Source organism: uncultured Pseudophaeobacter sp. (assembly GCA_905479575.1).
Classification (GTDB): domain Bacteria; phylum Pseudomonadota; class Alphaproteobacteria; order Rhodobacterales; family Rhodobacteraceae; genus Pseudophaeobacter.
Genome location: CAJQNB010000017.1, coordinates 63740 through 89748, shown reverse-complemented (window position 1 = coordinate 89748; position 26009 = coordinate 63740). Strand labels below are relative to the sequence as shown.

The window sequence follows — 26009 nt, the reverse complement described above, 5'->3', positions numbered from 1 at the left end:
ACTCCTAAAATTTTGTTTGATCCGTGCTTAACAGCTTGGTTCCGGTATCTCAACGGCTAGGAAGATCTGCAAAGACGGCAGGGTCTATTTTGGCCCTTCAACCCAGCCCGAAGGTTTTTTTCCGGGACGGTTTGGCGTTACGTCTTCAAAATCGCCATCAATGATGTCGTCGCTTCCAGCAGGGTGGCCCCTGTGGGGATGTCCGCGCTCCTGTCCTGGCCGTTGCCCATGCATGGCGCCGGATCCCATCTGGAACTGCGCCACTGTGACCCGCTTGCTGATATAGTGATACACCGCAACCCGCACCGGGGGCATCAACAGGGCAAAGCCAATGGCATCAGTGAAAAAACCGGGCGTGAGCAGCAGCGCACCAGCAAACAGGATCATCGCACCATGGGCCAGAGGTTCAGCCGGATCCGATAGGTTTTGAAATGAGTTACGCATTTGTCCCAGCGCCAGCCGCCCCTGCGACCGTACGAGGGCAGTTCCCAGCACTGCAGTCAGCACCACAATGGCCAATGTCGGCCATAGGCCAATGGCGCCGCCCACCTGTATGAACAGGCCAATTTCAATAAGTGGCACCATCAGAAAGGCGAGAAAAATATACATATAGCGGTTTCCTCTGAACAGACGCTGGACGGTAGACTTGCCACCCCCGACACCCTACATAAGGAGAGATCGCCCAGGTTTCAAACCGGGCTTGGAATATCCAGCGAGAGGTTCTTATGGAGTCGCCTTTGATTAGTCTTTTGGTTTTGGCCGGTATTGCGGTGTTTTTGATCCTGCGTCTCAGAAGCGTTCTGGGCACTCGCGAGGGTTTTGAAAAACCAGCCGTTGCCCCCTCGCAAAAGCGCAGCAGCGGACCTGATCTCGAGGTGATCGAGGGCGGACCAGACCGCGACATCACAGACTATGTCGAAGAAGGATCGCAGCCGGCAAAGGCTTTGGCGGCAATGAAGCGGGTGGAACCTTCGTTTCAGGTGGGCGAATTTGTCCAGGGCGCCCGCAGCGCCTATGAGATGATCCTGATGGGATTTGAACACGGTGAGCTGAACGATCTTCAGGGCTTTCTGGCCGAAGATGTGTTCGACAGCTTTGTCGAAGCCGTTGCACAGCGCGAAGATCAGGGCCTGACCATTGAGGCTGAGTTCATTGGTGTGCGGGAAACCGCCGTGGTGGATGCGATCTTTGATGAGGCAAGCGGCGTGGCAGAACTGACCATGCGGTTTGTCGGCGAGCTGACCTCGGTTGTGCGCAATCGTGAGGGCGAAATCGTCGAAGGCGATGCCAAAGCGATCAAACGCCAGAAAGATACCTGGGTCTTTGCGCGCAGCATGGGCGGTGATGATCCGAACTGGCAGTTGGTGGCCACGGACGGATGAGTGCAGTGCTCCGGGATTTTTTCCGGGCAGCGGTTCTTGCGGGGGCTGCGATGACGGCCAGCGGCGCAGGTGCCGAAACCACTTACAAAATGTTGGATTTCTCTCAGCTGGATGGCTGGGAGGAAGACAACCACGCAGCGGCTCTGAAGGTATTTCTGGAGACCTGTCCCGATCTCAAGGATCAGGACTGGCAAAACCTGTGTGCCTTGGCGCAGGCTCAGGCGCAGACCTTGGCGCAGGAGCAGGGCAAAGCCGGGGCGCGTAGTTTCTTTGAGTTGTTCTTTCGACCCGTGTTGATCGAGGATGGAACGCCGGGTTTGTTCACCGGCTATTTCGAACCCGAGCTGGAGGGCTCGCGGTATCGCACGTCGCGGTTTCGCTACCCGGTCTACCGCATGCCTCCCGAAGCAAAGCACAGTAACCCCTGGCTGCCGCGTCGCGATATCCTCACCGGGCCGGTGATGCAGGGGCGGGGATTGGAAATCGCCTGGGTGGATGACCCGGTTGAGCTGTTCTTTCTGCAAATTCAAGGCTCCGGCCGTATCCGACTGATTGACGGCGGTACGATCAGGATCGGTTATGGTGGTGCCAATGGGCACCCCTATCGGTCAATTGGCACCGAAATGGTCCGGCGTGGGATCTACAAGGCCCATCAGGTCAGTGCTCAGGTGATCAAGGCCTGGGTACGGCGCAATCCGGCTGCTGGCCGCGAGTTGTTGTTGCATAACCCCTCTTATGTCTTCTTCCGGGAAATCCGCAAAATCCGTCCCTCCAAAGGTCCGGTTGGTGCCATGAACAGGTCGGTGACGACGCTGCGCACGCTGGCTGTTGATCCCAGATACACGCCGCTTGGTGCGCCGGTCTGGATGGAAAAGGGCGGTGAGACAAAAATGCACCGCTTGATGATTGCGCAGGATACGGGATCCGCTATTAAAGGCGCGCAACGCGCCGATGTTTTCTACGGCACCGGCGACAGTGCAGGCCAAGCGGCAGGTCGGCTGCGCGATCCGGGCCGGATGGTGGTTCTGTTGCCAATTCAACGCGCCTTTGCGCTGGTACCGGATGAATACTAATGAGCAGGCGCAAGCTGACTTCCGAAGAGGTTGAACTCTGGCATCAGGTGGTAGAGCACACCGAGCGCCTGCATCCGGGCAGCCATTCCTCGCCGCCCAGCCTGCCCTTGCCCAAGCCAAAACCAGCAAAGGCGCCTCAGGTGCGCCCTGAAAGCTTCTTGGAGGCTTTTGAGCTGGGAAGTAAGGCAAAGCCAAAACCGCAACGGCATAGTCTGAAACCAACGCCAGCCAAGGCGCTGGCTGCAAGCCCCTTGCAGATGGACGAAAAAGCCTTTCGCCGGATGAAGCGTGGCAAATTGAAACCCGAAGGGAAACTGGATCTGCACGGGATGCGGGTGGATAGCGCCCATCCGGCGCTGACCCGGTTTATCCTGTCTGCACAGGCCTCGGGCAAACGTCTGGTTCTGGTGGTCACGGGCAAGGGTAAAGATCGCGATGAGCCCGGCCCTATCCCGGTACCGCGTGGTGTGTTGCGCCATCACGTGCCGCAATGGCTGGCGCTGCCGCCACTGGCGCAGGCCGTATTGCAAGTGAGCCAGTCCCATGTCACCCATGGGGGCGAAGGCGCGTATTATGTCTACCTGCGTCGCACCCGTTAGGCCAGGGTCAGGATCTTAACCAGTTCAGCGCTCGCCGCCGGTGAGGGTGAACAACACGGCCTCGCCCACATTTGTTTTACCTAGACCAGCGCTTGGCACAACTTTTGTGAACTCCGCTACATCATGGGGTCTGGCATCAAAGGCTTTTTCGGTGACCTGTGCCTCAACCAACAAGGTCAAAAGCGTGGGCGATGTGGCCGCAACAAAATGACCAGATTCCGCATTTTCAGAAAAGGCAGTTGTGTCGATAATATCTATGGGCAGGTCTGACACCGCCTCGATGGAGCTGAGACTACCGAGGCGCTCGCGGCTATAGGTTCCGCGAATACGTCTTGAGATGTTGAGAATGGTATCTTTGCTCGACACAAAGACGACAAAGGGTTCAGGCACCTTGTTGAACTGCCGTATCTGACTGCGAAACACATCCAGATCCAGGTCCGGCGAGATCAGGATGACCCCGGCTAGGTTCTGCTCTGCCCAATTTGGGGATCTGATTTCGATCTGCCGCAGGGCCTCCATTGTCAGGACAGAGCCCATGGAATGGGCCACCAGGATGATCCGCCGCGCCTCTGAGTTTTTCAGGCGACGCAAAAGCTGCTCCAACCCATCGCGGGCAAACATCACGCTGTCGCCGTCATAGGCATAGCCCAAAGGACTGCCCAGGCTTGGCCAGGAATACACCACCGTTGCGCCCGGCGTATTCAGATCATGGGTAAGCTGGGCCGCACGAAAAGCGGTCTCGGCCTGGGTGCTGTTGTATCCATGCACAAAGACTACCACGTCCCGGCTGTTGGCAGGGGACTGACGCAGCACAGCATTCAGGCGGCGGTCAAAATCACCAGGGTTTTGAAACCGGTGACGCGCGGCCAGGGTGAATTGGGTTTCTGGGTCTGGGTCGGCATATCCGAATTCCAGTTTTCCCAGCGTGTGATTTGGCGGAATGGAGACTGTCAGCTCCAGCAGGCTGTTGTCTTCGCTGCGTTCCGGGCCAAAGGATCCATCTGGCAGTTCAACCCGGTTTGTGGCGACAAATATGGTTTTTGCGGTGCCAAGCTCCAATGCCTCGGGGGTGACCGGAGACAGGCTGCGATCGGTACAGCCCAGAGTCAGACAAAGGCTGAGACCAGCAGCCAAACGGAGGAAAATCATAAATAACCTTTGGTGAAAAATGCCGGATGAACTGGCCATAGGCTAGCAAGCCTACAGCCAGATGAAAACACATCTCTGTTGGGGGAAGGTCCCGGCGCTACACCCTTTGCTACAGCACGTAGCGACTGAGGTCGCTTTTGCTGGCCAGCTCGCCCAGGTGTTTGCTGACAAAGCTGGCATTGACGATGATCTTTTCGCCGCCCTGCTCCGGGGCATTAAAAGACAGATCCTCAAACACCCGTTCAATCACCGTATACAGACGACGCGCGCCGATGTTTTCCACAGAATGGTTTACCTCGGCTGCGATCTTGGCCAGCGCAGAAATGCCATCTTCGGTAAAGGTCACCTCGACATCTTCGGTTTTCATCAGCGCAGTATATTGCAGGGTGAGCGCATTGTCGGTTTCGGTCAGGATGCGGACAAAATCGGCTTCGCTCAGGCTGCGCAAATTGACCCGGATCGGCAGACGCCCCTGCAATTCTGGCAACAGATCAGAGGGTTTGGCGACATGAAAGGCACCGGAGGCAATGAACAGGATGTGGTCGGTTTTGATGGGACCATGTTTGGTGCTGACAGTGGTGCCCTCGATCAGCGGCAACAGATCCCGCTGCACACCTTCACGGCTGACATCGCCGCCGCGGGCATCTGATCGGGCGCAGACCTTGTCGATCTCATCCAGAAAGACGATGCCGCTTTGCTCTACGGATTCAATGGCGGCGCGGTTAACGACCTCATCATCCAGCAATTTGTCAGCCTCGTCGCCGATCAGCACATCATAGCTTTCGGCAACGGTCATCTTTTTGCGCACCGTACGCCCGCCCATTGCCTTGCCCAGCAGATCGCCGATGTTGAGCACCCCCATATTGCCGCCGCCAGGCTGGCCGGGGACATCAAACATATTGCCCATCGGGTTGGAGCTGTCAGCGACATCCAGTTCGATCAGCGCATCGTCAAGCTGCCCTGCACGTAGTTTTTTACGGAATACTTCGCGGGTGATTTCGCGGGCATCCTCGCCGGCCAGGGCGCTGATGACCCGCTCTTCAGCGGCTTTCTGAGCCTTGGCCGTGACGTCTTCGCGCATGAAGGCACGGGACTGAACGATGGCGCTGTCCACCAGATCGCGAATGATCTGTTCCACGTCGCGGCCCACATAGCCGACTTCGGTGAATTTGGTTGCCTCCACCTTGATGAATGGCGCCCGGGCCAGCTTTGCCAGCCGGCGCGAGATTTCAGTTTTACCGACACCGGTGGGCCCGATCATCAGGATGTTCTTTGGGTATACCTCGTCGCGCAGATCGTCTGACAGCTGCTTACGGCGCCAGCGGTTGCGCATGGCTACAGCCACGGCGCGTTTTGCATCGGCTTGGCCAATAATAAAGCGGTCAAGTTCAGAAACGATTTCGCGGGGGGTCAGGTCTGTCATGGGATGTCCCGTTTAGTGAGAGGGAGGCAGGCGGTGCAGCGGCAACACACCAGCCAAAGGAGAGAGCAAGGCCGCCCGAATCCGGGCCCAGAAGGCACCAAGGATCACCAGGAAGAAGCCAAGCAGAAGGACGGTCATAGCGGCACCCTCGCCGTCAAAAACGGTGCCGGCCAGGGTCACGCTGTAGCCGATTGCGGCGATGAGGAAAGACCGGCGGTCAATCACAATGGCCACCAGGGCAAAACCTAGCAGCACCGCAACAAGTGTCATCTGGGCGCTGGAGGTGCCGCTTTCCAGCAGGCTGAGCGCGATAGTATTGACCAGTGCGGGGGCGGCAACAACATGCAGCCAGAACCCCTGTGCCGCGCGGCGGGTGACACGATGAGGATCGCTGAGGTCAAACAGCATCGCCACCGCAAAAACGGCAATCCCAACGGCCAGTGTCACCCAGGCGAAGGGACCAGATGCGGAAAACAGGAAGAAGTCGCTGATCCCCTCCGGGCGGCCCGCTTGTTCTGCTGCCACCATCAGGGTCAGCGCAAAGACGCCAAGGGCAATCAGCGCCATGGCAAAGGGCACGCGGAAGCGCAGCCAGAACAGCGCCACCGCAGCAGTGGTCAGCGCCATTGGCAGCGGCAGGCTGGAAAGATCGTTCTGCGCCACCATAAAGGGCTCGGAAAAGAAGGCGGTGATGCCGGTCCCGGCATTTGCAGCCCATATAAGAGACAGGGCAATGGCCGGGGCGATCATGCGGCGACGGCGGATAAAATACTCGGCAAGGATCCACAGCACCACGGCCCCCAGAGCCGCAGAGGAGATGGTTTTCTCGACATACCCCCCCAAAGAGCCAGCGATATAGGCAGCGGTGACCGCTGCCCAGCCCGAAGCCAGGATGAGCATACCGATGACGATGAATATCTCGTTGAACCCTTTGAATAGCTCAAAGGGTTCATCACCCGGTGCCAGATCTTCGCGCGCACCACGCCGGCTATGAGATATCGCCAGCAATGAGGCCGCCTGGGCCTCGCTGATCAGGCCAGACCCAACGGCGGCGCGAATGTCGTTCTGGTCGATCTGGCTCACATCAACTCTCCGAGGTGGTTTTATCTGTGCCAGTTTCGGCAGCGATGCTTTCGACGGTCAGTTGCCCATTTGTATAGACGCAGATATCAGCGGCAATCGCCATGGCGTCGCGGGCAATGGCTTCGGCGTTGCGGTCACTGTCCATCATACCACGGGCAGCAGCGAGGGCAAAATTCCCGCCCGAGCCGATAGCGGCCACATTATTCTCTGGTTCCAGCACATCCCCTGCCCCGGTGATCACCAAAAGCTCGGTTCCGTCGGTGACAATCAGCATGGCTTCGAGTTTTTGCAGGTATTTGTCGGTTCGCCAGTCCTTGGCCAGTTCAACACTGGCCCGCGCCAGCTGACCCGGCGAGGCTTCCAACTTGGCCTCCAGCCGTTCCAGCAGGGTAAAGGCATCTGCGGTGGATCCAGCAAAGCCAACGACAACGTCAAAGCCTCCTGGGGACAGACGACGCACCTTGCGGGCGGTGCCTTTGATCACGGTCTGCCCCAGCGAGACCTGGCCATCGCCGGCAACAACCACTTCATCACCCTTTTTGACACCAATAATGGTGGTTCCGTGCCAGCCGGGAAATTGATCATCTGCCATTTATGCCTCCAGTTTTGTTGCCTTCTATATGGATCCATCTCCGATCCGGTACAAGGCTCGGTCGGGGCGGCGTGTTTTCCCGGCTTTCAGCATGATGCCCAATCAGCATGACGCCTAAAGAGGGTGTTAATAAATTGCTTACTTGCTATGCACAGAACGCAAATCAGGGCTGTTTAATGGGCAATTGTAGGACTCAGTAAGCCCTCCTACATGGGGCGTAGAAACAGACAACACGAACACACACGAATTTAAAGGACTAGTGCAATGACGACCGCAAACCTCCATGCGCCGCTGGGCGCAGTCTCCGTTCTTCGTTTGGTTGACGGAATCATGAATTTCAAAACCAACCTGGTTGAGTGGAATGAATCCCGCCAGACCCGCAAGGCGCTGTCTCAGCTCTCTGCGGCACAGCTGGAAGACATCGGCGTGACCCGCGCGGATATCGACAAACTGTGAGACCCACAGACCGGGTGCAGAAGCACCAGACGCGATAAGCCGCTCCAGTTTGGGGCGGCTTTGTCTTTTTCAGGAGCTGAGCTTGTAGCTGGCAGACTGATCCGGCAACCAGGCTTCAATCGCGGCCGTGACCACCACATGCACCCCATCGGACGCGGGGTCAGTGACATTCAAGCCGCCTTTGACAGCCCGCACTGTGGCCCGTCCGCGCGGCAGATCCTGTGCCACCAGATCACAATCCACCTGCGCCGGATCCTGCACCGCAATGGTGACATCAACCCGCATCTCGCTATGATCAATGCCCAGCTTGGAAAACAGCGTGATCGAGGAATGGTGCAAGGCATCCTGCACCGCACGGCGCGCTGCCTTGGTGTAGTCCTGACCATATAGATCGTTGCCGGTGCCCATTTCTAAAATGATACGTTTTTCGCTCATGACTGGCGCTCCATATCAAAGGAAACAATGACTGCAGCATTGGCAATGATGGTCACGCCCGCGCCATCAGGTTTTGCCACGTCCAATCCGCCCTTTGTCACCGTGATATTGGGTTGGCCATAGGGAAAGATTGCTTTCAACGCCAAGACATCCACCAGTTCCGGTTTTGCCAGACCAATTTCCGCATCAATGATCATGGCTTCTTTGGGGAAATCAAACAGCTCTGCGATGCTTACCGAATTATGCCACAGCGCATCCTTGATCGCGCGCTTTGCTGCCTCGGTGTAATCCTGCCGTCTGAGCGAGCTGCCCATTCCGAATTCCACCAATACTCGTGTCTTGGCCATGGCTGTCTCCCAGTCGTTTTCTTCCGCCACTCTCCGCGCCACGGCCCAAAAGAAAACCCCATATCTTCATTTGGCCAAAAATATCCCGGGGGAGCCGCCTGCGGCGACGGGGGCAGCGCCCTACCTGACGAATGCATGCCGCGATCTGGAAAGATCAGCGAGGCTCAGGCACCGGCTCGTATCATATGGCCCGCATCATATCGCGAATTTTTACCGCCTTTTCAAAATGGTCCAGCTGATGGTCCCGAATCCACCAGGTTGCCACCTGCATCAACAGCTCAGGGTCATCGTTGCGGTTCTTGAAAAAGGCGTAAAAGGACAGACCAACGCCCTCCCCTTTCTTGGCGATCTTATCGCTGCAGGTGGTAATGGCCTTTTGGCGAAATTCCGGTGTCATAAAACTGTCCTTGAAATGAAAAAGACGCCCCCACCCGGGGACGTCTTTCGAAAATTCTGTGCGGATCGGATCAGATGGACTCGTTGATCCAGCTCTGCAGCGCGGCCTTGGGGGCGGCGCCGGCACGGTTCGACACAACCTGGCCATCCTTAAAGATAAACAGCGCTGGAATGCCGCGCACGCCCATGGCAGCTGCGGAGTTCGGGTTGCTGTCCACATCCACTTTGACGACTTTTACCTTGTCGCCATACTCTGCCGCCAGCTCTTCCAGAGCGGGGCCGATCTGTTTGCAAGGACCACACCATTCGGCCCAGAAGTCCACCACAACGGGGACTGCGGAATTCTTGACTTCGGCGTCAAATGTTTCGTCGGTGACGGCTACGGTGGACATGGGAATGTCTCCTGAGATCTATGGCAACTGGAGTTGGAACCTAGGTAGAGCGTAACAGATCGTCAAGGTTCCAACACCTCCTTGAGCGCATCTGTCACAAGATCGTGCGGCAGGCTCATCAGGCTGGCGGTGCGGGTCCACAAAAGCGCAGTCTCAATCTGGCGGCCGGGGTAGATCTGCGTCAGGGCATGGCCATAGGCCGCCATCTGCCGCAACAGGCCCTTGGGGCAGTGTCGCACGCTTTCGGGAACCTGCGCATTGGATTTGAAATCCACCGCCAACACCCTGTCCGACGTCACAATAAGCCGGTCAATGATACCATAAAGGCGCTGCTCTCCCAGCTGGGCTGTGATCGGCACCTCTGCCAGGGCCTCAGGGGCAAAAATGGACGCCAGCGCCGGGTTTTCCAGAACCGCGCGTGCCTCAGATAATAGCTCCTCCCGATCAGCGGCTTCTGGCAGCAGGCGCTCGGTCAGGGTCTGCCAGTCGGCACGGGGCGTTTGCGGCAAATACTCCAGCAGCAGATGCAGCCTGCTGCCACGTGCCATGGCTTCTTCCTCGTCCAGCCCCTGATCCCCGGGCAAGGCCTTGGCACCACCTAGGTCGGAGGGTTTGAGCGTCTGCGCCGGCGGCAGATAGCTGGGCGCTGGTCGGGTAAAGACCTCGGGCAACACTGACGTGGATTTTTCCGCCACGTCTCGCGCGACAAAATCCAGCCCCTCCCAGTCGCCATGGGCCAGCCGCAGGCCCTCGCCGCCGGGCAGATCGCAGGCCGTGGCCCCGCCTTCGCGCATCGCCGCCTCGACCCGCTGATACCAGCTGTCGCCCTCTTTCGATAGCGTTCCGGCCGTGGCTACAATCAACCATTTCTCGGCCCGGGTCAGCGCCACATAGAGCAGCCTGAGCCGTTCGTTTTGCTGCTTTTCCTGCGCCGCCTCGCGGGCAGAAAACAACAGTTCTGGCATCTGATCCTTGGGCAATTTCCACACAGGGGTGCCATCCGCCACCATGATTTCCGCATCACTGGGGGCGTTGCGTTTGGCGGTGTCGGGCAGGATCACAATTGGCGCTTCCAACCCTTTGGAGCCATGCACCGACATCACCCGAATCATATCACCCGAGGCCCCCATCTGGCGTTTGATCTCCAGATCATCGGTCTGCATCCAGACCAGAAACCCAGTGAGGCTGGGAATATCAGAGCGTTCATAGGCCAGCGCCTGAGACAGCAGCGCATTGATGCCATCCTCGGCCTCAGGTCCCAATCGGCCCAGCAATTTCTGCCGCCCCTGGTGGCGGGTCAGGATGCGTTCGATCAGATCAAAGGGCCGCAGGAAATCGGTCTGATCGCGCAGGTCATCCAGCACCGCCAGGGTGTCTGGAAACTCTTGGCGCCGGTCGCGCAGGGCCGGCCACAGATGTTTGCCGCTGCGGCGGTGGGCCAGATCAAACAGCATCTGTTCGGACCAGCCAAACAGCGGCGACTTCAGCACCTCGGCCAGGGCGAGCGAATCCTCTGGTGTCGCCAAAAAGGACAAGAGCGCGGCGATGTCCTTGACTGCCAGTTCTGCCCCGACTTTGAGCCGGTCGGCGCCGGCAATGGGCAGCTCGGCATTCTTGCAGGCGCGGATGATCTCGGAAAACAGCTCAGACCGGCGTTGCACCAGAATAAGAAAATCACCTGCATGTACCGGGCGGCGCTGAAAGGTTCCACGGGTGGGGCCATCCTCGGGGATGGTCACGCCGCTGTCGATCATCGCCTTGATCTGGCCGGCAATGCGTTCCGCCAGAATAACCGTGTGATGGCGGCTGCCGGGGCGATCCACCGGGTCGGTCCAATCACTGTCATCGTCGTCGTCGGTTTTGTCCACGGCAGGCCACAGGTCCACCCGGCCAGGCAGGTCAGATTTAAAGGCACGGTGCAGGGCGTCGCTGTGGAACCCGGCGCGCGGGCTGTCCTTGAACACCAGATCCACCAGCCGCAGGATCGCGGCAGAGGAGCGGAAGGAAAACTCCAGGGCGGCATTTTGCAGGTTTGAGCCGGATTCGGACAGGCGATTGGCAAATTCCACCTGCATCCGGTCAAAGGCATCCGGGTCAGCGCCCTGAAAGGAATAGATCGACTGCTTTTTGTCGCCGACCACAAAGATCGTTCGCTCCACGTCCGATCTCGCGCCGATCCCGGCGGTGAATTCCTGCGCCAGCTTTTCGATCACGTCCCATTGCACCGGGCTGGTGTCCTGGGCCTCATCCACCAGAATGTGGTCGATGCCCCCGTCCAGGCGGTACAGCACCCAGGCCGCCACTGCCGGATCGTTCAACAACTGGCGGGCGTTGAGGATCAGGTCATCAAAGTCGAGCCAGCCACGCTGCTGTTTGCGCGCCTCATATTCCGGCAGGAAGGCCTGGGCAAACTGATGCAGGTCGTGGGATTTTCGCGCCGCCACCAGGGCCAGCCGTTTGGCGCGGGCGTCTTCCACTCGTAGCATCAGCGGCTCTAGCTGATCCATCAGGCTGACATTTGCTTCGCGCAGCTTCTTGGTGGGGAATTTGCCAATCTTGGCTGTAAACGGCTCAGTGGCGCCGGCCCCTGTCAGAAAGATGTCTTCCAGTGTGGCCAGATCACCCAGTGTCGGGGTGGTGATCCCCGTCAGCTTGGCGGCGGCGCGTTGGTCTGTGGTGCCGCCGGTTTCCAACATGGCGCGGGTGCGTGACAGCAGCTCTGCCTCGCCGCCCAGATACACCAGCGCCTCCAGCGCGGCCTGATCAAACCCATCGGTAAGATCAAACCGGGCCAGCAATGCAGACCAATCCAGCTTTGTTTCAAACTCGGCGCGGCGCTGACACAGGGCGGCGGTGAGGTCTTCAAAATCGCTGCCGCCAACATGGCGCGCCAGCGGTTCTACCAGATGCGCCAGCTCACCCTTGGCCATGTCCTCGACAATCTCGGCCCGCAACAGGGATGCGGCGCGGTCTTCCATCTCGGAAAACTGCGGGCTGACGCCGGCCTCCAGCGGGAAACGCCGAAGCAGGGAGGAGCAAAACGAATGGATGGTCTGGATCTTCAGCCCACCCGGGGTTTCAATCGCGCGGGCAAACAGGGTGCGCGCCTGGGCCAGATCCTCAGAAGCGGTATTGGTTTCCCCCAACTCGCTGAGCGCAGCGGTGAGCTGATCATCGCGCAGCATCGCCCATTCCCCCAGCCGCTGGAACAGACGGTTCTGCATCTCGCTGGCGGCGGCCTTGGTATAGGTGAGGCAAAGAATATGCTGCGGCTGCACACCTTTGAGCAGCAGCCGCGCCACCCGGTCCGTCAAAACCTTGGTTTTGCCCGAGCCGGCATTGGCCGCCAGCCAGGTGGAGGCGTCAGGCCGGGCGGCGCGAAACTGCGCCTCAGAGGCGGCATCGCGGTGTTTTGGGGCACTGCTGCTCATGTCAGATCCTCGGGTTCGGGCGTGGCGCTGCGGTCCCATTCGCCAAACCGGGCCAGGTGGTCATAATCGCCTGCAATGTCATCCCGGTGCACCATGCGGCGGCTGGAATAGCCCTGGTCCTGTTCAAAATAGGCACCGATCAACTGTTTCAACTCTTCCCAGATCTTGGCCGGGGGCTGATCCTGTAGCGGCGCGGGCACTTCTTTCAGGGTGCTGCCCAGCCCGATAAAGGCGGCGCTGGCGACCTCGGCGGGGCCGATCTCCTTAAAGGCGCCTTCTTCGGCCATGGCGGCCTCGATCAGCAGCTGTTTTTCAAACTTCTTTTGTTGCGCTTCCGAGGGGGGGGCGCCGGTTTTGTAGTCATAAAGATGCAAAAAGCCGCGATCGTCCTGATCAATGCGGTCAGCGCGACAGGCGATGGTGAAATCCAAAGGCTGCAACCGGGCCTCGCCCAGGGCTTCCAGTTTTAGGGGTTTGCCGCGGGACTGTCGGTTTTGTTCCGCCAGGAGGAAATCCCCTGCCAGTCGTTGGATCCGGCTGAGCCACAACATCCGCGCCACCGGCCAGGGCACATCCCGCTCCAGCAGGCTGCGGGCGGTTTCAATCAGGTTTTCAGGGGTCAGGCGGCTGGGGTCTTCCAGGCTGTCACGAATGAACACTTCAAAAATTTCATGCACCACGATGCCGCGCAGCAGGGCATCTGGTTCCTGCACCAGCGGGTTCAAAGGCTTTAGGCGCAGCACATGTTTTGCGTAGATCGCATAAGGGTCACGGATCAGGCGCGGGATTTCGGTGATGGTTAGTCGGCGCGGGCGGCTGGCAACGGGCGGGCGCGGGGAGGGGCGTGGGGCACTTGGCAACTCGGTTGGTTGTTCCAAAGCCTCTGCCCAGTCTAGCCATTCCTGCCCACGTTGCCGCATCGCATCCAGGGCCGCTTTCCCGCCCTGATCCGGCAGCCCGGAGAGCAGGTTTGTCAGGCGGTTGAGCCAACGGGAGGCCACTGTGTCGGCCTCATCCGAGCGGGCGGCGCGGGTCAGCCAGACCTCGGGTGCGGCAATGGCCTGCTGGAAATCATGCGCCGACAGGCCAATACGGCGTTCGGGCAGCAGCAATCCGGCCTGATGGCGCAGCTGTCGGTTCAGCCAAGGATCGGGTTTGGCCGCTTCCGGCCAGCTGCCCTCATTCAGGCCGCCCAGAATCACTAGATCGGCGCCCTGCACACGGGCCTCCAGCGTGCCCCAGATCATGATAGATCCATAGGGCGCGTCGCGGTCCCGGACCTCTCCTTGGGACAGGATGGCGGACAAAAGGTCGGCAAAATCACGGGCTGACATCGCACCGCCATAGGCGGCCTCAGCCTCCAGGTTGGAAAAGACCGCGCGCGCCTCTTGCCCGGCTTTCTTATCCCACAGGGTGCCGCATTCACCCTCTGCCAGCACCTGACTGCCGGCGGCAATGGCCTCGGCGCGGGTGCGCAGCAGCGCCACCCAATCGGTCAGATGCAGTGTTTTGGCGACCTGCTGGTCGGCAAAGTTTTGCGATAGCCACGCCGTCCAACCGGGTGTCAGGGCGCGGTCCGTCCCAAAGGCTTCAAAGCTTGCCGCATCGGGAAAGGGCGGGCCATTGCGGCGCAGGTCCAGCTCAAAATCACGGGTGTGGCGCAGATGTTCGCCGCGCGCCGCCGCGGCGCTGGTGCCATCATGGGTGAGCGGATGTTTCAGCAGGGTAAGCAATGCATCCGCCGTGAGCGGTCGGCAAAACAGCTCTGCCACGTGGCGCAGGAAACGCCCCGGAGGCGTCAGCTGTAGCGGCAGGCCGGCGGAATCATCGGGCAAGATGCCCCAGCGATCCAATGCGGCGGACACCAGCCGGGTGAGCATCCGATCCGGCGAGATCAGCGCGGCTGTTTTGCCATCCTCTGCGGCTTGGCGCAGGCGCAAGGCAATCGCCAGGGCCTCGGCACGGGGGTTTGCAGCCTCCACCAGGGTGACATCGGCGCAGGCCTTGTCCAGTTCGGTGAGCCTTGGGCCTTCGCTCATCCAGGCGTGGGTGACGGGAGCGGGGCGCAGGGCCAGCGAGACCAGACGGTTGCGCGCTGGTGACGCGGGCTGATCCGGGCTCCAGCGCTGCACATCGCCGGGGTCCATGTCGAGATCCGCCACCAACTTGGCAAAGCGGTATTGCGGGTGGTCTTCGGAGGTGAGCGCATCGCGCAGGTGATGCCAGACCTCGGGCGGTTGCTCAAAGTCAAAACCTGGCAGCACCACCGCGCCCTGGGGCAGGCGGGCGATGGCTTCCATCAGCATATGCGTGGTCCCGCGCGAACCCGTAGAGCCGGCCAGGATCACCGGATGCTGCGGCGGATCCACTTGCCATTTGGCGATCAGGGTCTCGACCATCTGGCGTTGCCGGGCCTGGGTGTCGACGGTGTCGCTATGTAGATCAACAAACTGGTCGACGATGCCGATAAACTGCTGTGCCCGTGCCCAATGCCCGGACATATCAGAGATATCCAGGTTGCGAATGACCTCGGTACTGACGCCCTCGCTTTGCATTTCATCGACCAGATTTGCCAGGCTGTCCGACAGATCATAGAGCGAGGACCGCGCTGCCAGATCGGGCTGGGCATCCAGCAGTTTGGCGATGAGCTGCGACAGCTCCAACCGACGGCGCAGCGGTGGCAGTGCCGGGGGCAAACCCTGCAGGCTGGCCTCGCGCGCCAGATCGGTGAGCAGACGCATGCGCGGCAACAACAGGGCCGGGCCTTCCTCAAACAGGGCACGGCAGCGGCGCATCATCCGCGAGGTATTGAGGATAACCTCGACCCGCGCCAAGTTTTCTGGCGGCAACGATCTGCTGCGCTGGATCAACCCCTGGGCCAGGGCGCGGGGGAAATCAACTCCGTTTGGAACGGCAAAGACGCGTGGGCTGTCCTGAGGTTCAAACAACATCATTGGCAATCAGATCCTCGGCAATGGCGATCCCTTCGGGATGGCCCACATCGCACCAGTGGCCCGGATATTCCACCGCAAACAGATGGTCCCGGCTGGCGATATCGTTCCACAAAAGGTTGAGGGAAAACACATCTTCTTTAATCCGGTGCAGCCCTTCGGTTTTGAGAATCTGCACGCCGCCATAGACCAGATCTCCACCCCGGCTGATGCGGCCCTCGCTGTCGCTGGTGAAATCGCCGCTGCCTGTGCGGCCGCGGCAGCGGCTGATCGGGATACAGACCAATAGTGCGTCCATTCGCGCCGGGTCCCAGGCGTTCAGCGCCACCTGAAATGGGTTATTCCCTTTCCAGATCACATCGGTATTGGCGGTAAAGACGGGGTCCGTCCCCAACAGCGGCAGCGCCTGACGCAGCCCGCCGCCGGTATCGAGCACCTGCGGGCTTTCATGGCTCAGCAGCACCGCCTTGGGTGTGAGATGCGCCTCTAGGAGTTGCGGCAGATAGTGCAGATTGGCAACGATCCGTTGTGGCTGGATTGCCTGAGCCAGCTGTAGCGTATGGTCGATCAGCGGCTGGCCAGCGACGGGAATCATCGGTTTGGGACAGGTCTGGGTCAGCGCCTTCATGCGGGTGCCAAAGCCGGCGGCAAAAAGCATCACATTGGGGCAGCTGCGGGGGGAAGTTGCGCCGCTCATCAGCGCAGCTTTTCCAGGTTTTCGGGGGTTGGCGCAGGCAGTTTTGGCAGCAGCCATTGCGCCAGAGGGGCGAGAGCAGGGTGCTCCAAGCCGTTGATGACATGAGTCCAGACCCGTGGCATCAGCTCCAGATATTGCGGTTTGCCAAAATCCTGCGACAACCGTGCAAAAACACCAAGAATGCGCAGGTTCCGCTGGACGCCAATCACCGCATAGGCACTGCGAAACCCCGAGTCGTCCAATCCGGTGGCCTGCAGGTAACGGTTGATCATCTGCGCCTCGATGGCGGCTGGCACATCACGGCGGGCGTCTTGCAGAAGCGAGACAAGATCATAGGCGGGATGTCCGATTAGGGCGTCCTGAAAATCAATCACGCCCACCTGGGCCAACCCGTCGCGCTCTGGAAGATACATCAGGTTTTGCACGTGAAAATCCCGGTGCACAAAAACCATGCTCTCTTTCACGGTGTCGCGCAGGATATCCTCAAACTGGTTTTCAAACCGGGCTTTCATGTCCGAGTTTGCCGATCCGGTGATGGCGTCGCAATAGCGCTCGATCACCAGGCTGGACAGCTCGGCCATGCCGCGGGGCCCCAGAGTGTCCAGGCCGGGCAGGGGAGTTGCGTCTGAGGCTTTGTGCAGTTGGACCAGAAAATCGGTGGCCAGTGCATAGAGCTGTTTTTCCTGACTGGGGTCCTGTTCAAGCACCTCGTAGAACCGTTGATCGCCCAGATCTTCGGTCAACAGAAGGCTGTTATCCGCATCCTCGCTCAGGATGGCGGGGGCGCTGACGTCAAGGGAGCGCAGGTAATTGGCGATGCGGACAAAGGGGCGAATGGTCTCGCCACTGCCCGGGGGGGCATCCATCAGGATTAAGCGGCGGCCATCCGGGCTGGTCAGCCGCTCGTAGCGGCGCGCCGAGGCATCGCCGGCCAAGGGTGCACGGCTCCAGTTTCCCCGGCCAGCGCGGTGCAAAAATGCCAATATCTGGCTGTCACGGTCTGTCATGTGCAATCTCATCCATGCGGCTTTGCCATTTGGCATCGCTCCAGGTCAGGGTCAGGTGTCGGCAATCTTCCTCTGCCGGATCAAGCGAGAACTCCAGGTGCAGGGCATGCGTCGGTGTCAGCTCGGCCAGACGATCGGGCCATTCAATCAGGCAGATGGCGTCATCAAAGGCCTCGGACAGGCCAAGTTCCTCAATCTCTTCGAGGGCAGAAAGACGGTAGAGATCCGCATGCCACAGCTCACCCGAGGGGACCTCATAGGTTTGCACCAAAGTGAATGTGGGAGAAGGCACATCTTCGGGATGTGTCATCAGCGATTGGATCAGACTGCGGGAAAAATGGGTTTTGCCTGCCCCAATCGGCCCCTCCAGCAAGAGACAGTCGCCGGGGTACAACTGTGCTGCAAGCTGTTTGGCCAGCTGTGTTGTTGCCTCGGGAGAGGTCAGCTGACAGGAAACTGGACTCTGTGCCGGTGTTGCAGAGGGCGGGTCAGAGAGGGCTGGATCACTGGGTTTGGTCATGGCCGTACAATGCCTCTGGGCTGCACGGGCTGCAAGCGCGAAGGGCGCAATCACCTGGTTGATGATCGCGCCCTTCTGGGGTCTGGATTTTGGAGACTTGCCGTAGTCGTCAGACAGAGCCGCTTTGATCAGTGATGGCGAACTTTTGTTGTTCTTTTGGCGGCAGGCCCGGCTCTGGGGTCTGAAAGCTGACCATGGTTGCGCCGTTCTGGATCGCAGTCACCTTGCACAGCAGCGGTGTGCCGTCTCGCAGCTGCACCCGTGCCCACCAGGGTGTGCGGCCATCGCTGCCGGCAACAAAGTCGCGGATTTCTCCCCAGACGGGGGTTGCGCTGCAGGTGTCTTGCCAAATGCGGGCGGCATCCATGATGGAAACCTTGGCAAAGCTGGCATCGGGGTCCATTTTCCACAGCGAATGATAGGTCTCATTCGAGAAGGTCATGGTGCCGTCATTGGCAAAAACTGCAATGGCTTCGCCCATCTGGTCCATGATCGACTGGCCCATTTCGAGCTCAGAGCGGAACTGACGGGTCAGGGTGACCTCGGCGGTGATGTCTTCAAACAAAAAGGCAATGGCACCATCGGGGTGGGGGCGTCCCGACACCGAATAGACAGAGCCCGAGGGCAGCGACCATGTTTCCTGATAGCGGCCTTCGGCGGCGGCCTCGAGCAGGTCTTCGATCTGGTGGCGCCAGCTGGAATAGTTCTTTGGCTCGGGCATCATGCGCTGGTCGCGCAGCCGATCAAAGAAGGTCATCAAAGTTGGCCGCGAGCTGAGAAAGCCGGCGGGCAGGGCGGTGAGATCAATCAAAACCGGGTTGAACAGCACCAGCTGACGGTTGCGGTCAAAGATCGCCAGCCCGATGGAGAGCTGGGCAAAGGTTTTTGCCAGTGTCTGCACAAAGTTGCGCTGGGCGACCTCGGCATCGACCACGGCGTTCACATCCACCGCATGGCACAGCCAGCCGGCCTCGGTTTCGGTGGTGGAGATATTGTACCACAGGCGTTTGGTGCTTTCTGGCATCGGGATCGAGATCCGCTCGGCCTTGCCGCTCTTCTTCGGCTCATCCAGATTGTCGAACATTGGTTCCGAGAATTCAGCGTCGCGGCCGCGAAGTTTATGGCTGAGATCATCATAGGCCAGGTTGGACCAGGTCACGGCGCCTTCGTCGGATTGCAGCCAGACCGGATAGGGGGCCTGATGGACTGTAGCGCGCAGGGTGGTGAGCTCTTGATCCAGGCTTTTGTTTTGTTCTTCCAAGGTGCTGCGGCGCAGCTGCACACGGGTGATGCCGTCAATCCATTCACAATGGGCCTCGCGGCTTTCGGCCGAGGCGGTGCCAGACAGAACCAGCGGCCCCACATCCTTGAGAAAACCGGGGCTTTGCGGCAGACCGGGGTAGTTCCGGGCCAGTTGGTCCCGCAGCATGTTCCAGCTGAAATGTTCCGCGTGTTCACCGATGAATTTACGCGCACCAGAGGACCATCCAATCAGGTTGGTGTCGTCAAAAAGAAAGACGGCATCCGTGCGCCCGTCGCCGACCAACAGATCCTGCTCCATTCCTTTGGAACGCTGTTCGGGCGACAGCCACCAGACGGCTACGGCTGCAGTGGCGCAGCAAAGTGTGGCCAGCATCAACCACTCAATCGAGATGATGTTCTGCATATTTTTCTGCCTCTAGTCTGGACTGGTTTTCCCTATGATGGCGTAGAAATGGTTAACTGTAGTTTAATTAATTACCTAAAAATGAATAGTTAAACTTCTATCCATTTATTTTCTCCCTTGGGTACAGCATTTTCACCCACCAGGGCGTCAATTTTCTCACGCGGCCAGGTTACGTTGACAATGGCCCCGCGCCGCTCCGTTGGATGTGGCAGTGGTTTACTGGCGCCATTGGCAAAGGTCAGCTCGGCTCCGGTACGCTCTAACAAGGTTTTGGCGATGAACAATCCCAAACCCATGCCCTGATACTCGGGGCGCTGTTTTCGATCACTTTCGCTGCGTCGCCGTCGCATAAACGGATCGCCAATGCGGCCAATCAGATGTGGTGGAAACCCGCGCCCGTCGTCATAGATATGCAGGCAAATCTGATCGTCGTTCCAGGTCGCATCAATCCACACTCTGGTGCGGGAGAAATCGACGGCGTTTTGCACCAGATTGCGCAGCCCGTGAATGATCTCGGGTTTGCGCAAAATAGTTGGATGCTGAAAACTGCCATCTTCCAGCGGACCTTCATCAAACAGGATCTCCCTGCCGCGATTGAGATGGGGCTCGGCGGCTTCGTGTATCACCGTCGACAGCGGCGCCTGGCGCAGATGCAGGTCATCTTTGCCAGCCCGGCCCATGTCACGCAGAATATGGCGACAGCGCTCTGCCTGTTCGCGGATAAGCTGGGCGTCATCGCGCAGGTCGGGATGGTCTTCCAGTTCGTCAATCAGCTCTCCGCTGGCCAGCTTGATGGTGGCCAGTGGGGTGCCCAGCTCATGTGCGGCAGCAGCGACGACGCCGCCCAGATCGGTGAGCTTTTGTTCGCGCGACAGGGCAAGCTGAGTGGCGGCGACCGCATCAGACATGCGTCGCATTTCTGTACTGATGCGAAAGGAGTTGGCACCCATGAACAAAATGGCGATGACGATGGCAGTCCAATTGCCAAAAATAAAGATGTCCGGGATGCGCAGGACAAAGCCCTGCGCCGTGCGCAGCGGCATGTGGAATTCGGCCATCAGGGTGACTAGAATGATGGCAGTGCCGCCAATGATCAGGGTCGACCGAAGCCCCATCATCGCAGCGGAAATGGTCACAGGCGCAAGCACCAGCAGGGCAAAGGGATTATGCAGCCCACCTGTGAGGTAGAGAAGGAAGCCCAGCTGCAGCAGGTCGAACAGCACCATCAGAAAGTTTTCAAACTCTGACAGGCGTTTATTTTCAGGAAAGACAAAGATCGCCAGCAGATTGCTGATCACCGAAACACCAATGGCCAAAAGGCACAGGCCGAGATCCAGTTGCAGATTGTAAAGCAGCTGCGCCACGGTGATGGCGATGAGCTGCCCTGCAATAGCGATCCAGCGCAGCATAATCAGGGTCCGCAGCCGGATCCAATGGCTGCGGTCTTCTCCCTGCATGAGGCCAAATTCTGTGTCGGGCATGCGAAAGCTCCTGGAGCTTGAGATATTTTACGACGGCTCGCAGACCTGTGACCATCTCGCCCAGTTGCATTGCCTGAGTTTCTTGATAGGTCTGGCGGCGAAAACGATCAACTCTCCTCCTCCAACATAAAGTGTGATCACATGGCTCGCCTCTACTCTCTTCTTGCTGTTGCATTTATCGCTGCCCTCGCTGGGGGCACTTGGTTTTTCACCCGTGGTGGGGAGACGGATCAGTTTGCACAATGTCGTGGCAGCACGATCGCCAGCGGTGGTGATGCCATTGGTGGCCCGTTTGAGCTGGTCAATAGCAAGGGCGAGACGGTGACGGACAAAGACGTCTTCACCGAGCCGTCGATTCTGTACTTTGGCTACACTTTCTGCCCGGATGTCTGCCCACTGGATGTCTCGCGCAATGCCGAAGCCATTGACGTTCTGGCTGAGCAGGGCATCAGTGCCACGCCGGTTTTTGTCTCCATCGACCCAGAGCGCGACACCCCCGAAGTGGTGGGTGATTTTGCCTATAACATGCATGAAAAGATGATCGGTCTGACGGGTTCTCTGGAGCAGATCAAGGCGGCGAGCCGGGCCTATAAGACCTATTTCAAACGCCAGCCCGGCGATGACGGTTATTATCTGGTCGATCATTCGACCTTTGCCTATCTGGTGCTTCCAGAAATTGGCTTTGTCGATTTCTTCCGCCGCGATGAAACCCCCGAACAGATTGCGGACAAGGTCAGCTGCTTTGTCGAAAACATGTAACAGCGGATGAGCTGTTTGACCTTCCTGCCCGGGTCGCTAGTATCAAATTCAAGAATGTGCTTATAAATACGCGCAAAATTGGCGGAGAACCGGGCATGGCCGAGAACGCACTGCAGGACATTGGACCAGACAAGTCACTTTTGCTTGTTGATGATGACGAACCTTTTCTGCGGCGGTTGGCCAAAGCTATGGAAAAACGCGGTTTTGAAGTAGAAACTGCTGGTTCCGTAGCCGGCGGGCGCGCCATCGCCACCGCCCGCCCCCCGGCCTTTGCCGTGGTTGATCTGCGGCTGGAAGATGGCAATGGGTTGGATGTGGTCGAAGTGCTGCGTGAAAAGCGCCCTGACAGCCGGGTTGTGGTGCTGACCGGATATGGCGCTATTGCCACCGCTGTTGCTGCGGTGAAAATTGGCGCGACGGATTATCTGTCCAAACCTGCGGATGCGGCGGATATTATGAATGCTCTGCTGAGCGGCGACGACGAATTGCCGCCACCCCCCGAAAACCCGATGAGTGCCGACCGGGTCCGGTGGGAGCATATCCAGCGCATCTATGAGCTGTGTGACCGCAATGTTTCCGAGACCGCGAGGCGGCTCAATATGCACCGCCGGACGCTGCAGCGTATTCTGGCAAAACGCAGCCCTCGGTAGGGATCATAATGTCAAACAACACCAGCGGACCGGAAATTGATCCGGATGGCCAGCCCCTGCCAACGGGAGGATGGTCCGAAGAGATGCTGAATCTGGCGGACGCCTGTGTGGTGCCCCCCAAGATCAGCGCCTTGGTGCAGCCGGCGGGGGTTTTTTACGCAGATGGCAGTTATTGCCCCGAAGCTGCGTTATGGCGCAAGTTTCGCCCCATTTCCATTGAACCGGAACGGCCCAAAAGGGTGCGGGAAACCCTGCAGGGGCGTTGGCTCTGGGGAGGGGTGCTTTGGGCACATTTTGGCCATTTCCTGGTCGAAAGCTCTTCGCGTCTGTGGGCGTTGCCCAGTGTCGAAGAGGATATCAGAGGCATTATCTTTATTCCCAAACGTCCCAAAGTCGGCAAAGAGGTGCGCGGTTATCATCGTGAGTATCTCTCACTGTTTGGCACGGATTTGCCTATTCAGGTTGTCGACAGGCCAACCTGTGTCGAAGAGCTGGTGGTGCCGGGGCAGGGCTTTGGCCTGGGTAAGATCACCGTTGGGACGCGCAAATTCCGTCGCGCAGTGCATGACCGTTTTGCCACCCACATAGAGCCCGAGGGCCCGGAAAAGATCTATATTTCCCGCTCAAAACTGGGCCTGGGCAAGGGCGGGTTGTTGGGGGAAGAACAGCTGGAGTCCCTGCTTGAGGGCGAAGGCTATGAGATCTTCCATCCTCAGGAGCACAGTCTCACGGTGCAGGTTGCCCGCTACAAGGCCGCCAAAAAGGTGATTGCCGCCGATGGCTCTGCGTTACATCTTTTTGCCATGGTTGGCCGGCCTGACCAAAAGGTGGCGATGATCCTGCGGCGCAGTTCCGGTGCCAACAATCTGTTGGCAAAACACGTTGAGAGTTTTTGCAAATGCAATCCGGTGGTGATTGGTGGGCTACGCGCCGAATGGGTGCCCGAAAAAGGCGGCAAATCCAGCCGGTTGAGCTTTGGTGAATTGAATCACAAGATCATTGGCGAAACCCTGTCGCGCCTTGGTTTCATCTCTGAAACAGCTGAGTGGCAGGTCTTGTCCGAGGAAGAGCGCGACCAGATTTTGCACGAAAAAGGTCTCGGTGGGCAGAGCGGTTTTGTCGAGGCCAAGCCAAAGCGCAAAAACAAGAAACCTGACTGATCCGGGCGTTGTTGCGCTGTTACAGATTGCGCAACAGATCTGCATGGCGGGCGACAAAGGCCTGACGCACCTGCAGCGGCGGCCGCAGATCAATGGCCAGCCCGGAAATGACTTCGGGTTTGGGGCGGCCAAACAGCTTGTTTGCTTCGGATTCGGAAAACCCGGCAATCTGTACCGCCTCCATCCAGGCGCTGACCTTATCCGCCCGTTTGATTTGCGCCTTGATGGTTTTTGGCAAAAGCGCTGGCAGACCAAATTTGATGTGAATGGCGGAGGTCAGGCGCTGATCCAGCTCGCTATAGCCCGGCCCCACGGCGGCTTTCACCGGAGATATCATGTCGCCGATGACATATTCAGGCGCATCATGCAGCAGGGCTGCCAGCTGCCACTTTACCGGCGCCTTGGGGTACATGCGCGAAAACAGCACCTCTACCAGCAGCGAATGTTCTGCAACCGAATAGGCAAAATCGCCGTGCGTCTGACCGTTCCAGCGGGCCACAAAGGCCAGCCCATGGGCAATATCGCTGATTTCGATATCCATCGGGGTCGGGTCCAACAGATCCAGGCGGCGGCCTGAAAGCATACGTTGCCAGGCGCGGGCGGGTTTAGCGGGCATGGGTAAAGTCCGGTGGTAGGGCGATTGCCCCTGCCTAGCGATTTGGGTCCTGCTGTGGAAGCGGTTTTATGGGGGCGACGAGGCTATTTCAGGTCGAGGTCTTGCCGGATAGCCTGCACGCCCCGGGGTGGCTTTCCAACCCGGGGCTGCGGCGATGAAAATAAAAATTTCATCAGGAAACGCGGGCTCTGGGCAGAGAATGCCCCTATATTCGTTGCTTATAAACCATTGCAATGTTACCTGCGGCGACAAAGTGAACTCGTAACCAGAACGGAGCGGACCATGGCCGAGGATTATATTGTAAAAGACATTGCGCTTGCTGAGTTTGGCCGCAAGGAATTGGACATCGCAGAAACCGAAATGCCGGGCCTGATGTCGCTGCGTGCTGAATACGGTGAAGAAAAGCCGCTGAAGGGCGCGCGCATCGTTGGCTCGCTGCATATGACCATTCAGACAGCTGTTCTGATTGAAACACTGGTGGCGCTGGGTGCCGATGTACGCTGGGCGTCCTGCAACATTTTCTCGACTCAGGACCACGCCGCTGCCGCCATCGCGCAGGCCGGTGTTCCCGTGTTTGCCATCAAGGGTCAAACCTTGGTTGAGCATTGGGACTATCTCGACCGCTCCTTCATGTTCCCCGAAGGCGCCAACCTGATCCTCGACGATGGTGGCGATGCAACACTCTATGTGCTGCTGGGCGCCCGTGTGGAAGCAGGTGAGACCGATCTGATCGAAGTGCCAACTTCGGAAGAAGAAGAAGCCATCTTTGCCCAGATCAAAAAGCGTATGGCGGCAAGCCCCGGCTGGTTCACCAAGACCCGCGAAGCGATCCTGGGTGTGTCCGAGGAAACCACCACCGGTGTTCACCGTCTGTATGAACTGCAGAAGAACGGCCAGCTGCCCTTCCCTGCGATCAACGTAAACGATTCGGTCACCAAGTCGAAGTTCGACAACAAATACGGCTGTAAGGAATCGCTGGTTGACGGCATCCGCCGCGCCACCGACACCATGATGGCCGGCAAGGTTGCCGTTGTTTGTGGCTATGGCGATGTTGGCAAAGGCTCTGCCGCTTCGCTGGCTGGTGCTGGCGCCCGCGTCAAAGTCACCGAAGTTGATCCGATCTGCGCCCTGCAGGCCGCCATGGACGGTTTTGAAGTTGTGCGTCTGGAAGATGTTGTTTCCAGCGCTGATGTCTTCATCACCACCACCGGCAACAAAGACGTGATCCGCATCAAGCATATGCGCGAGATGAAGGACATGGCGATCGTTGGCAACATCGGTCACTTTGACAACGAAATTCAGGTCGCAAGCCTGAAGAACCACAAGTGGACCAACATCAAAGAACAGGTCGACATGATCGAGATGCCTTCGGGTAGCCGTCTGATCCTGCTCTCCGAGGGGCGTCTGCTGAACCTCGGCAATGCCACCGGTCACCCGTCCTTTGTGATGTCGGCGTCGTTCACCAACCAGGTTCTGGCTCAGATCGAGCTGTGGCTGCGTGGTGATGAGTACAAAAACGAAGTCTACATCCTGCCAAAGCACCTGGATGAGAAAGTTGCCCGTCTGCACCTTGAGCGCATCGGCGTGACACTGTCGAGCCTGACCCCTGAGCAGGCCGCCTATATCGGTGTGACCCCAGAAGGCCCCTTCAAGCCAGAGCATTACCGCTACTAAGATCCCTAATAGGGCATCGCCTGACCCTGGGTGGGTGCCGTAAGCGCCCTCCCGTGGGGAGGGTCGGGCA

Annotated in this window: 25 protein-coding genes; 8 read left to right on the top strand and 17 right to left on the bottom strand. The window is 58.8% G+C overall.

The features are described 5' to 3' along the window. Window positions 1-84: 84 nt before the first annotated feature. Complete coding sequence (locus QZ268_RS05740) at window positions 85-609, bottom strand: FxsA family protein (RefSeq protein ID WP_295449398.1); 525 nt, start codon at window positions 607-609, stop codon at window positions 85-87. A 116-nt stretch (window positions 610-725) separates the two neighbouring features. On the opposite strand from QZ268_RS05740, the gene QZ268_RS05735 reads away from it, so the two are divergent. From QZ268_RS05735 to QZ268_RS05725, 3 genes are read left to right on the top strand one after another with little or no spacing between them, the layout of a single operon-like run. Beyond that, window positions 726-1382 (top strand): Tim44/TimA family putative adaptor protein, encoded by a 657-nt coding sequence (locus tag QZ268_RS05735; RefSeq protein WP_295449395.1) that lies wholly within the window; start codon window positions 726-728, stop codon window positions 1380-1382. Continuing rightward, window positions 1379-2455 (top strand): murein transglycosylase A, encoded by a 1077-nt coding sequence (locus QZ268_RS05730; protein WP_295449392.1) that lies wholly within the window; start codon window positions 1379-1381, stop codon window positions 2453-2455. The genes QZ268_RS05735 and QZ268_RS05730 overlap by 4 nt, the downstream gene beginning before the upstream one ends. Further along, window positions 2455-3054 (top strand): Smr/MutS family protein, encoded by a 600-nt coding sequence (locus QZ268_RS05725; RefSeq protein WP_295449389.1) that lies wholly within the window; start codon window positions 2455-2457, stop codon window positions 3052-3054. The genes QZ268_RS05730 and QZ268_RS05725 overlap by 1 nt, the downstream gene beginning before the upstream one ends. A 24-nt stretch (window positions 3055-3078) precedes the next feature. Here QZ268_RS05725 and QZ268_RS05720 read toward each other — a convergent pair whose 3' ends face one another. The 4 genes from QZ268_RS05720 to hslV form a co-directional block, all read right to left on the bottom strand. Then, window positions 3079-4203 (bottom strand): alpha/beta fold hydrolase, encoded by a 1125-nt coding sequence (locus tag QZ268_RS05720; RefSeq protein ID WP_295449386.1) that lies wholly within the window; start codon window positions 4201-4203, stop codon window positions 3079-3081. A gap of 109 nt (window positions 4204-4312) precedes the next feature. After that, window positions 4313-5626 (bottom strand): ATP-dependent protease ATPase subunit HslU, encoded by a 1314-nt coding sequence (gene hslU, locus QZ268_RS05715; protein WP_295449383.1) that lies wholly within the window; start codon window positions 5624-5626, stop codon window positions 4313-4315. Window positions 5627-5638: 12 nt separating this feature from the next. Further along, window positions 5639-6709, bottom strand: a complete 1071-nt coding sequence (locus QZ268_RS05710; protein ID WP_295449380.1) for a hypothetical protein — start codon at window positions 6707-6709, stop codon at window positions 5639-5641. Between the two features lies 1 nt (window position 6710). Further along, complete coding sequence (gene hslV / locus QZ268_RS05705) at window positions 6711-7301, bottom strand: ATP-dependent protease subunit HslV (protein ID WP_295449377.1); 591 nt, start codon at window positions 7299-7301, stop codon at window positions 6711-6713. A 264-nt stretch (window positions 7302-7565) separates the two neighbouring features. On the opposite strand from hslV, the gene QZ268_RS05700 reads away from it, so the two are divergent. Beyond that, on the top strand, window positions 7566-7757 hold the full coding sequence (locus QZ268_RS05700; RefSeq protein ID WP_295449374.1) for a DUF1127 domain-containing protein: 192 nt from the start codon (window positions 7566-7568) through the stop codon (window positions 7755-7757). A gap of 69 nt (window positions 7758-7826) precedes the next feature. Here the strand turns inward: QZ268_RS05700 and QZ268_RS05695 are convergent, their stop codons facing one another. The 11 genes from QZ268_RS05695 to regB form a co-directional block, all read right to left on the bottom strand. Further along, window positions 7827-8192, bottom strand: coding sequence for a Lin0512 family protein (locus QZ268_RS05695; RefSeq protein ID WP_295449371.1), 366 nt, complete (start codon window positions 8190-8192; stop codon window positions 7827-7829). Beyond that, entirely contained in the window at window positions 8189-8539 is a 351-nt protein-coding gene (locus tag QZ268_RS05690) for a Lin0512 family protein (RefSeq protein ID WP_295449368.1), read from the bottom strand. The genes QZ268_RS05695 and QZ268_RS05690 overlap by 4 nt, the downstream gene beginning before the upstream one ends. Before the next feature lie 181 nt (window positions 8540-8720). Further along, the gene (locus QZ268_RS05685) at window positions 8721-8936 is read right to left on the bottom strand and encodes a DUF6500 family protein (RefSeq protein ID WP_295449365.1); all 216 of its coding nucleotides are present in this window, start codon (window positions 8934-8936) and stop codon (window positions 8721-8723) included. A gap of 70 nt (window positions 8937-9006) precedes the next feature. Beyond that, the gene (gene trxA, locus QZ268_RS05680) at window positions 9007-9327 is read right to left on the bottom strand and encodes a thioredoxin (protein ID WP_039966187.1); all 321 of its coding nucleotides are present in this window, start codon (window positions 9325-9327) and stop codon (window positions 9007-9009) included. A gap of 62 nt (window positions 9328-9389) precedes the next feature. Then, a complete protein-coding gene (addA, locus tag QZ268_RS05675; protein WP_295449358.1) occupies window positions 9390-12758 on the bottom strand; it encodes a double-strand break repair helicase AddA in 3369 nt (1122 codons plus the stop codon). Continuing rightward, on the bottom strand, window positions 12755-15709 hold the full coding sequence (gene addB / locus QZ268_RS05670; RefSeq protein ID WP_295449972.1) for a double-strand break repair protein AddB: 2955 nt from the start codon (window positions 15707-15709) through the stop codon (window positions 12755-12757). The genes addA and addB overlap by 4 nt, the downstream gene beginning before the upstream one ends. Then, complete coding sequence (locus QZ268_RS05665; RefSeq protein ID WP_295449355.1) at window positions 15699-16406, bottom strand: nucleotidyltransferase family protein; 708 nt, start codon at window positions 16404-16406, stop codon at window positions 15699-15701. The genes addB and QZ268_RS05665 overlap by 11 nt, the downstream gene beginning before the upstream one ends. Continuing rightward, window positions 16406-17413 carry a phosphotransferase gene (locus QZ268_RS05660; RefSeq protein ID WP_295449352.1) on the bottom strand — a complete coding sequence of 336 codons (1008 nt, stop codon included), beginning with the start codon at window positions 17411-17413 and terminating at the stop codon, window positions 16406-16408. The genes QZ268_RS05665 and QZ268_RS05660 overlap by 1 nt, the downstream gene beginning before the upstream one ends. Then, the gene (tsaE, locus tag QZ268_RS05655; RefSeq protein WP_295449349.1) at window positions 17400-17933 is read right to left on the bottom strand and encodes a tRNA (adenosine(37)-N6)-threonylcarbamoyltransferase complex ATPase subunit type 1 TsaE; all 534 of its coding nucleotides are present in this window, start codon (window positions 17931-17933) and stop codon (window positions 17400-17402) included. The genes QZ268_RS05660 and tsaE overlap by 14 nt, the downstream gene beginning before the upstream one ends. A 109-nt stretch (window positions 17934-18042) precedes the next feature. Beyond that, entirely contained in the window at window positions 18043-19599 is a 1557-nt protein-coding gene (locus QZ268_RS05650) for a PAS-domain containing protein (protein ID WP_295449345.1), read from the bottom strand. 89 nt (window positions 19600-19688) lie between these two features. Then, window positions 19689-21080, bottom strand: coding sequence for a sensor histidine kinase RegB (gene regB / locus QZ268_RS05645; protein ID WP_295449342.1), 1392 nt, complete (start codon window positions 21078-21080; stop codon window positions 19689-19691). Window positions 21081-21221: 141 nt separating this feature from the next. Between regB and QZ268_RS05640 the strand changes: the two genes are divergently transcribed. The 3 genes from QZ268_RS05640 to QZ268_RS05630 all read left to right on the top strand — a co-directional run bounded on the left by QZ268_RS05640 (window position 21222) and on the right by QZ268_RS05630 (window position 23649). Further along, the gene (locus QZ268_RS05640; RefSeq protein WP_295449339.1) at window positions 21222-21839 is read left to right on the top strand and encodes an SCO family protein; all 618 of its coding nucleotides are present in this window, start codon (window positions 21222-21224) and stop codon (window positions 21837-21839) included. 95 nt (window positions 21840-21934) lie between these two features. Beyond that, window positions 21935-22489 carry an ActR/PrrA/RegA family redox response regulator transcription factor gene (locus QZ268_RS05635; protein ID WP_027242086.1) on the top strand — a complete coding sequence of 185 codons (555 nt, stop codon included), beginning with the start codon at window positions 21935-21937 and terminating at the stop codon, window positions 22487-22489. An 8-nt stretch (window positions 22490-22497) separates the two neighbouring features. Next, window positions 22498-23649, top strand: coding sequence for a glycosyltransferase 61 family protein (locus tag QZ268_RS05630; RefSeq protein WP_295449333.1), 1152 nt, complete (start codon window positions 22498-22500; stop codon window positions 23647-23649). Between the two features lie 19 nt (window positions 23650-23668). Here the strand turns inward: QZ268_RS05630 and QZ268_RS05625 are convergent, their stop codons facing one another. Further along, a complete protein-coding gene (locus tag QZ268_RS05625; RefSeq protein ID WP_295449330.1) occupies window positions 23669-24265 on the bottom strand; it encodes an HD family hydrolase in 597 nt (198 codons plus the stop codon). A gap of 282 nt (window positions 24266-24547) precedes the next feature. Between QZ268_RS05625 and ahcY the strand changes: the two genes are divergently transcribed. After that, window positions 24548-25939 (top strand): adenosylhomocysteinase, encoded by a 1392-nt coding sequence (ahcY, locus tag QZ268_RS05620; RefSeq protein WP_295449327.1) that lies wholly within the window; start codon window positions 24548-24550, stop codon window positions 25937-25939. Window positions 25940-26009: the final 70 nt, after the last annotated feature.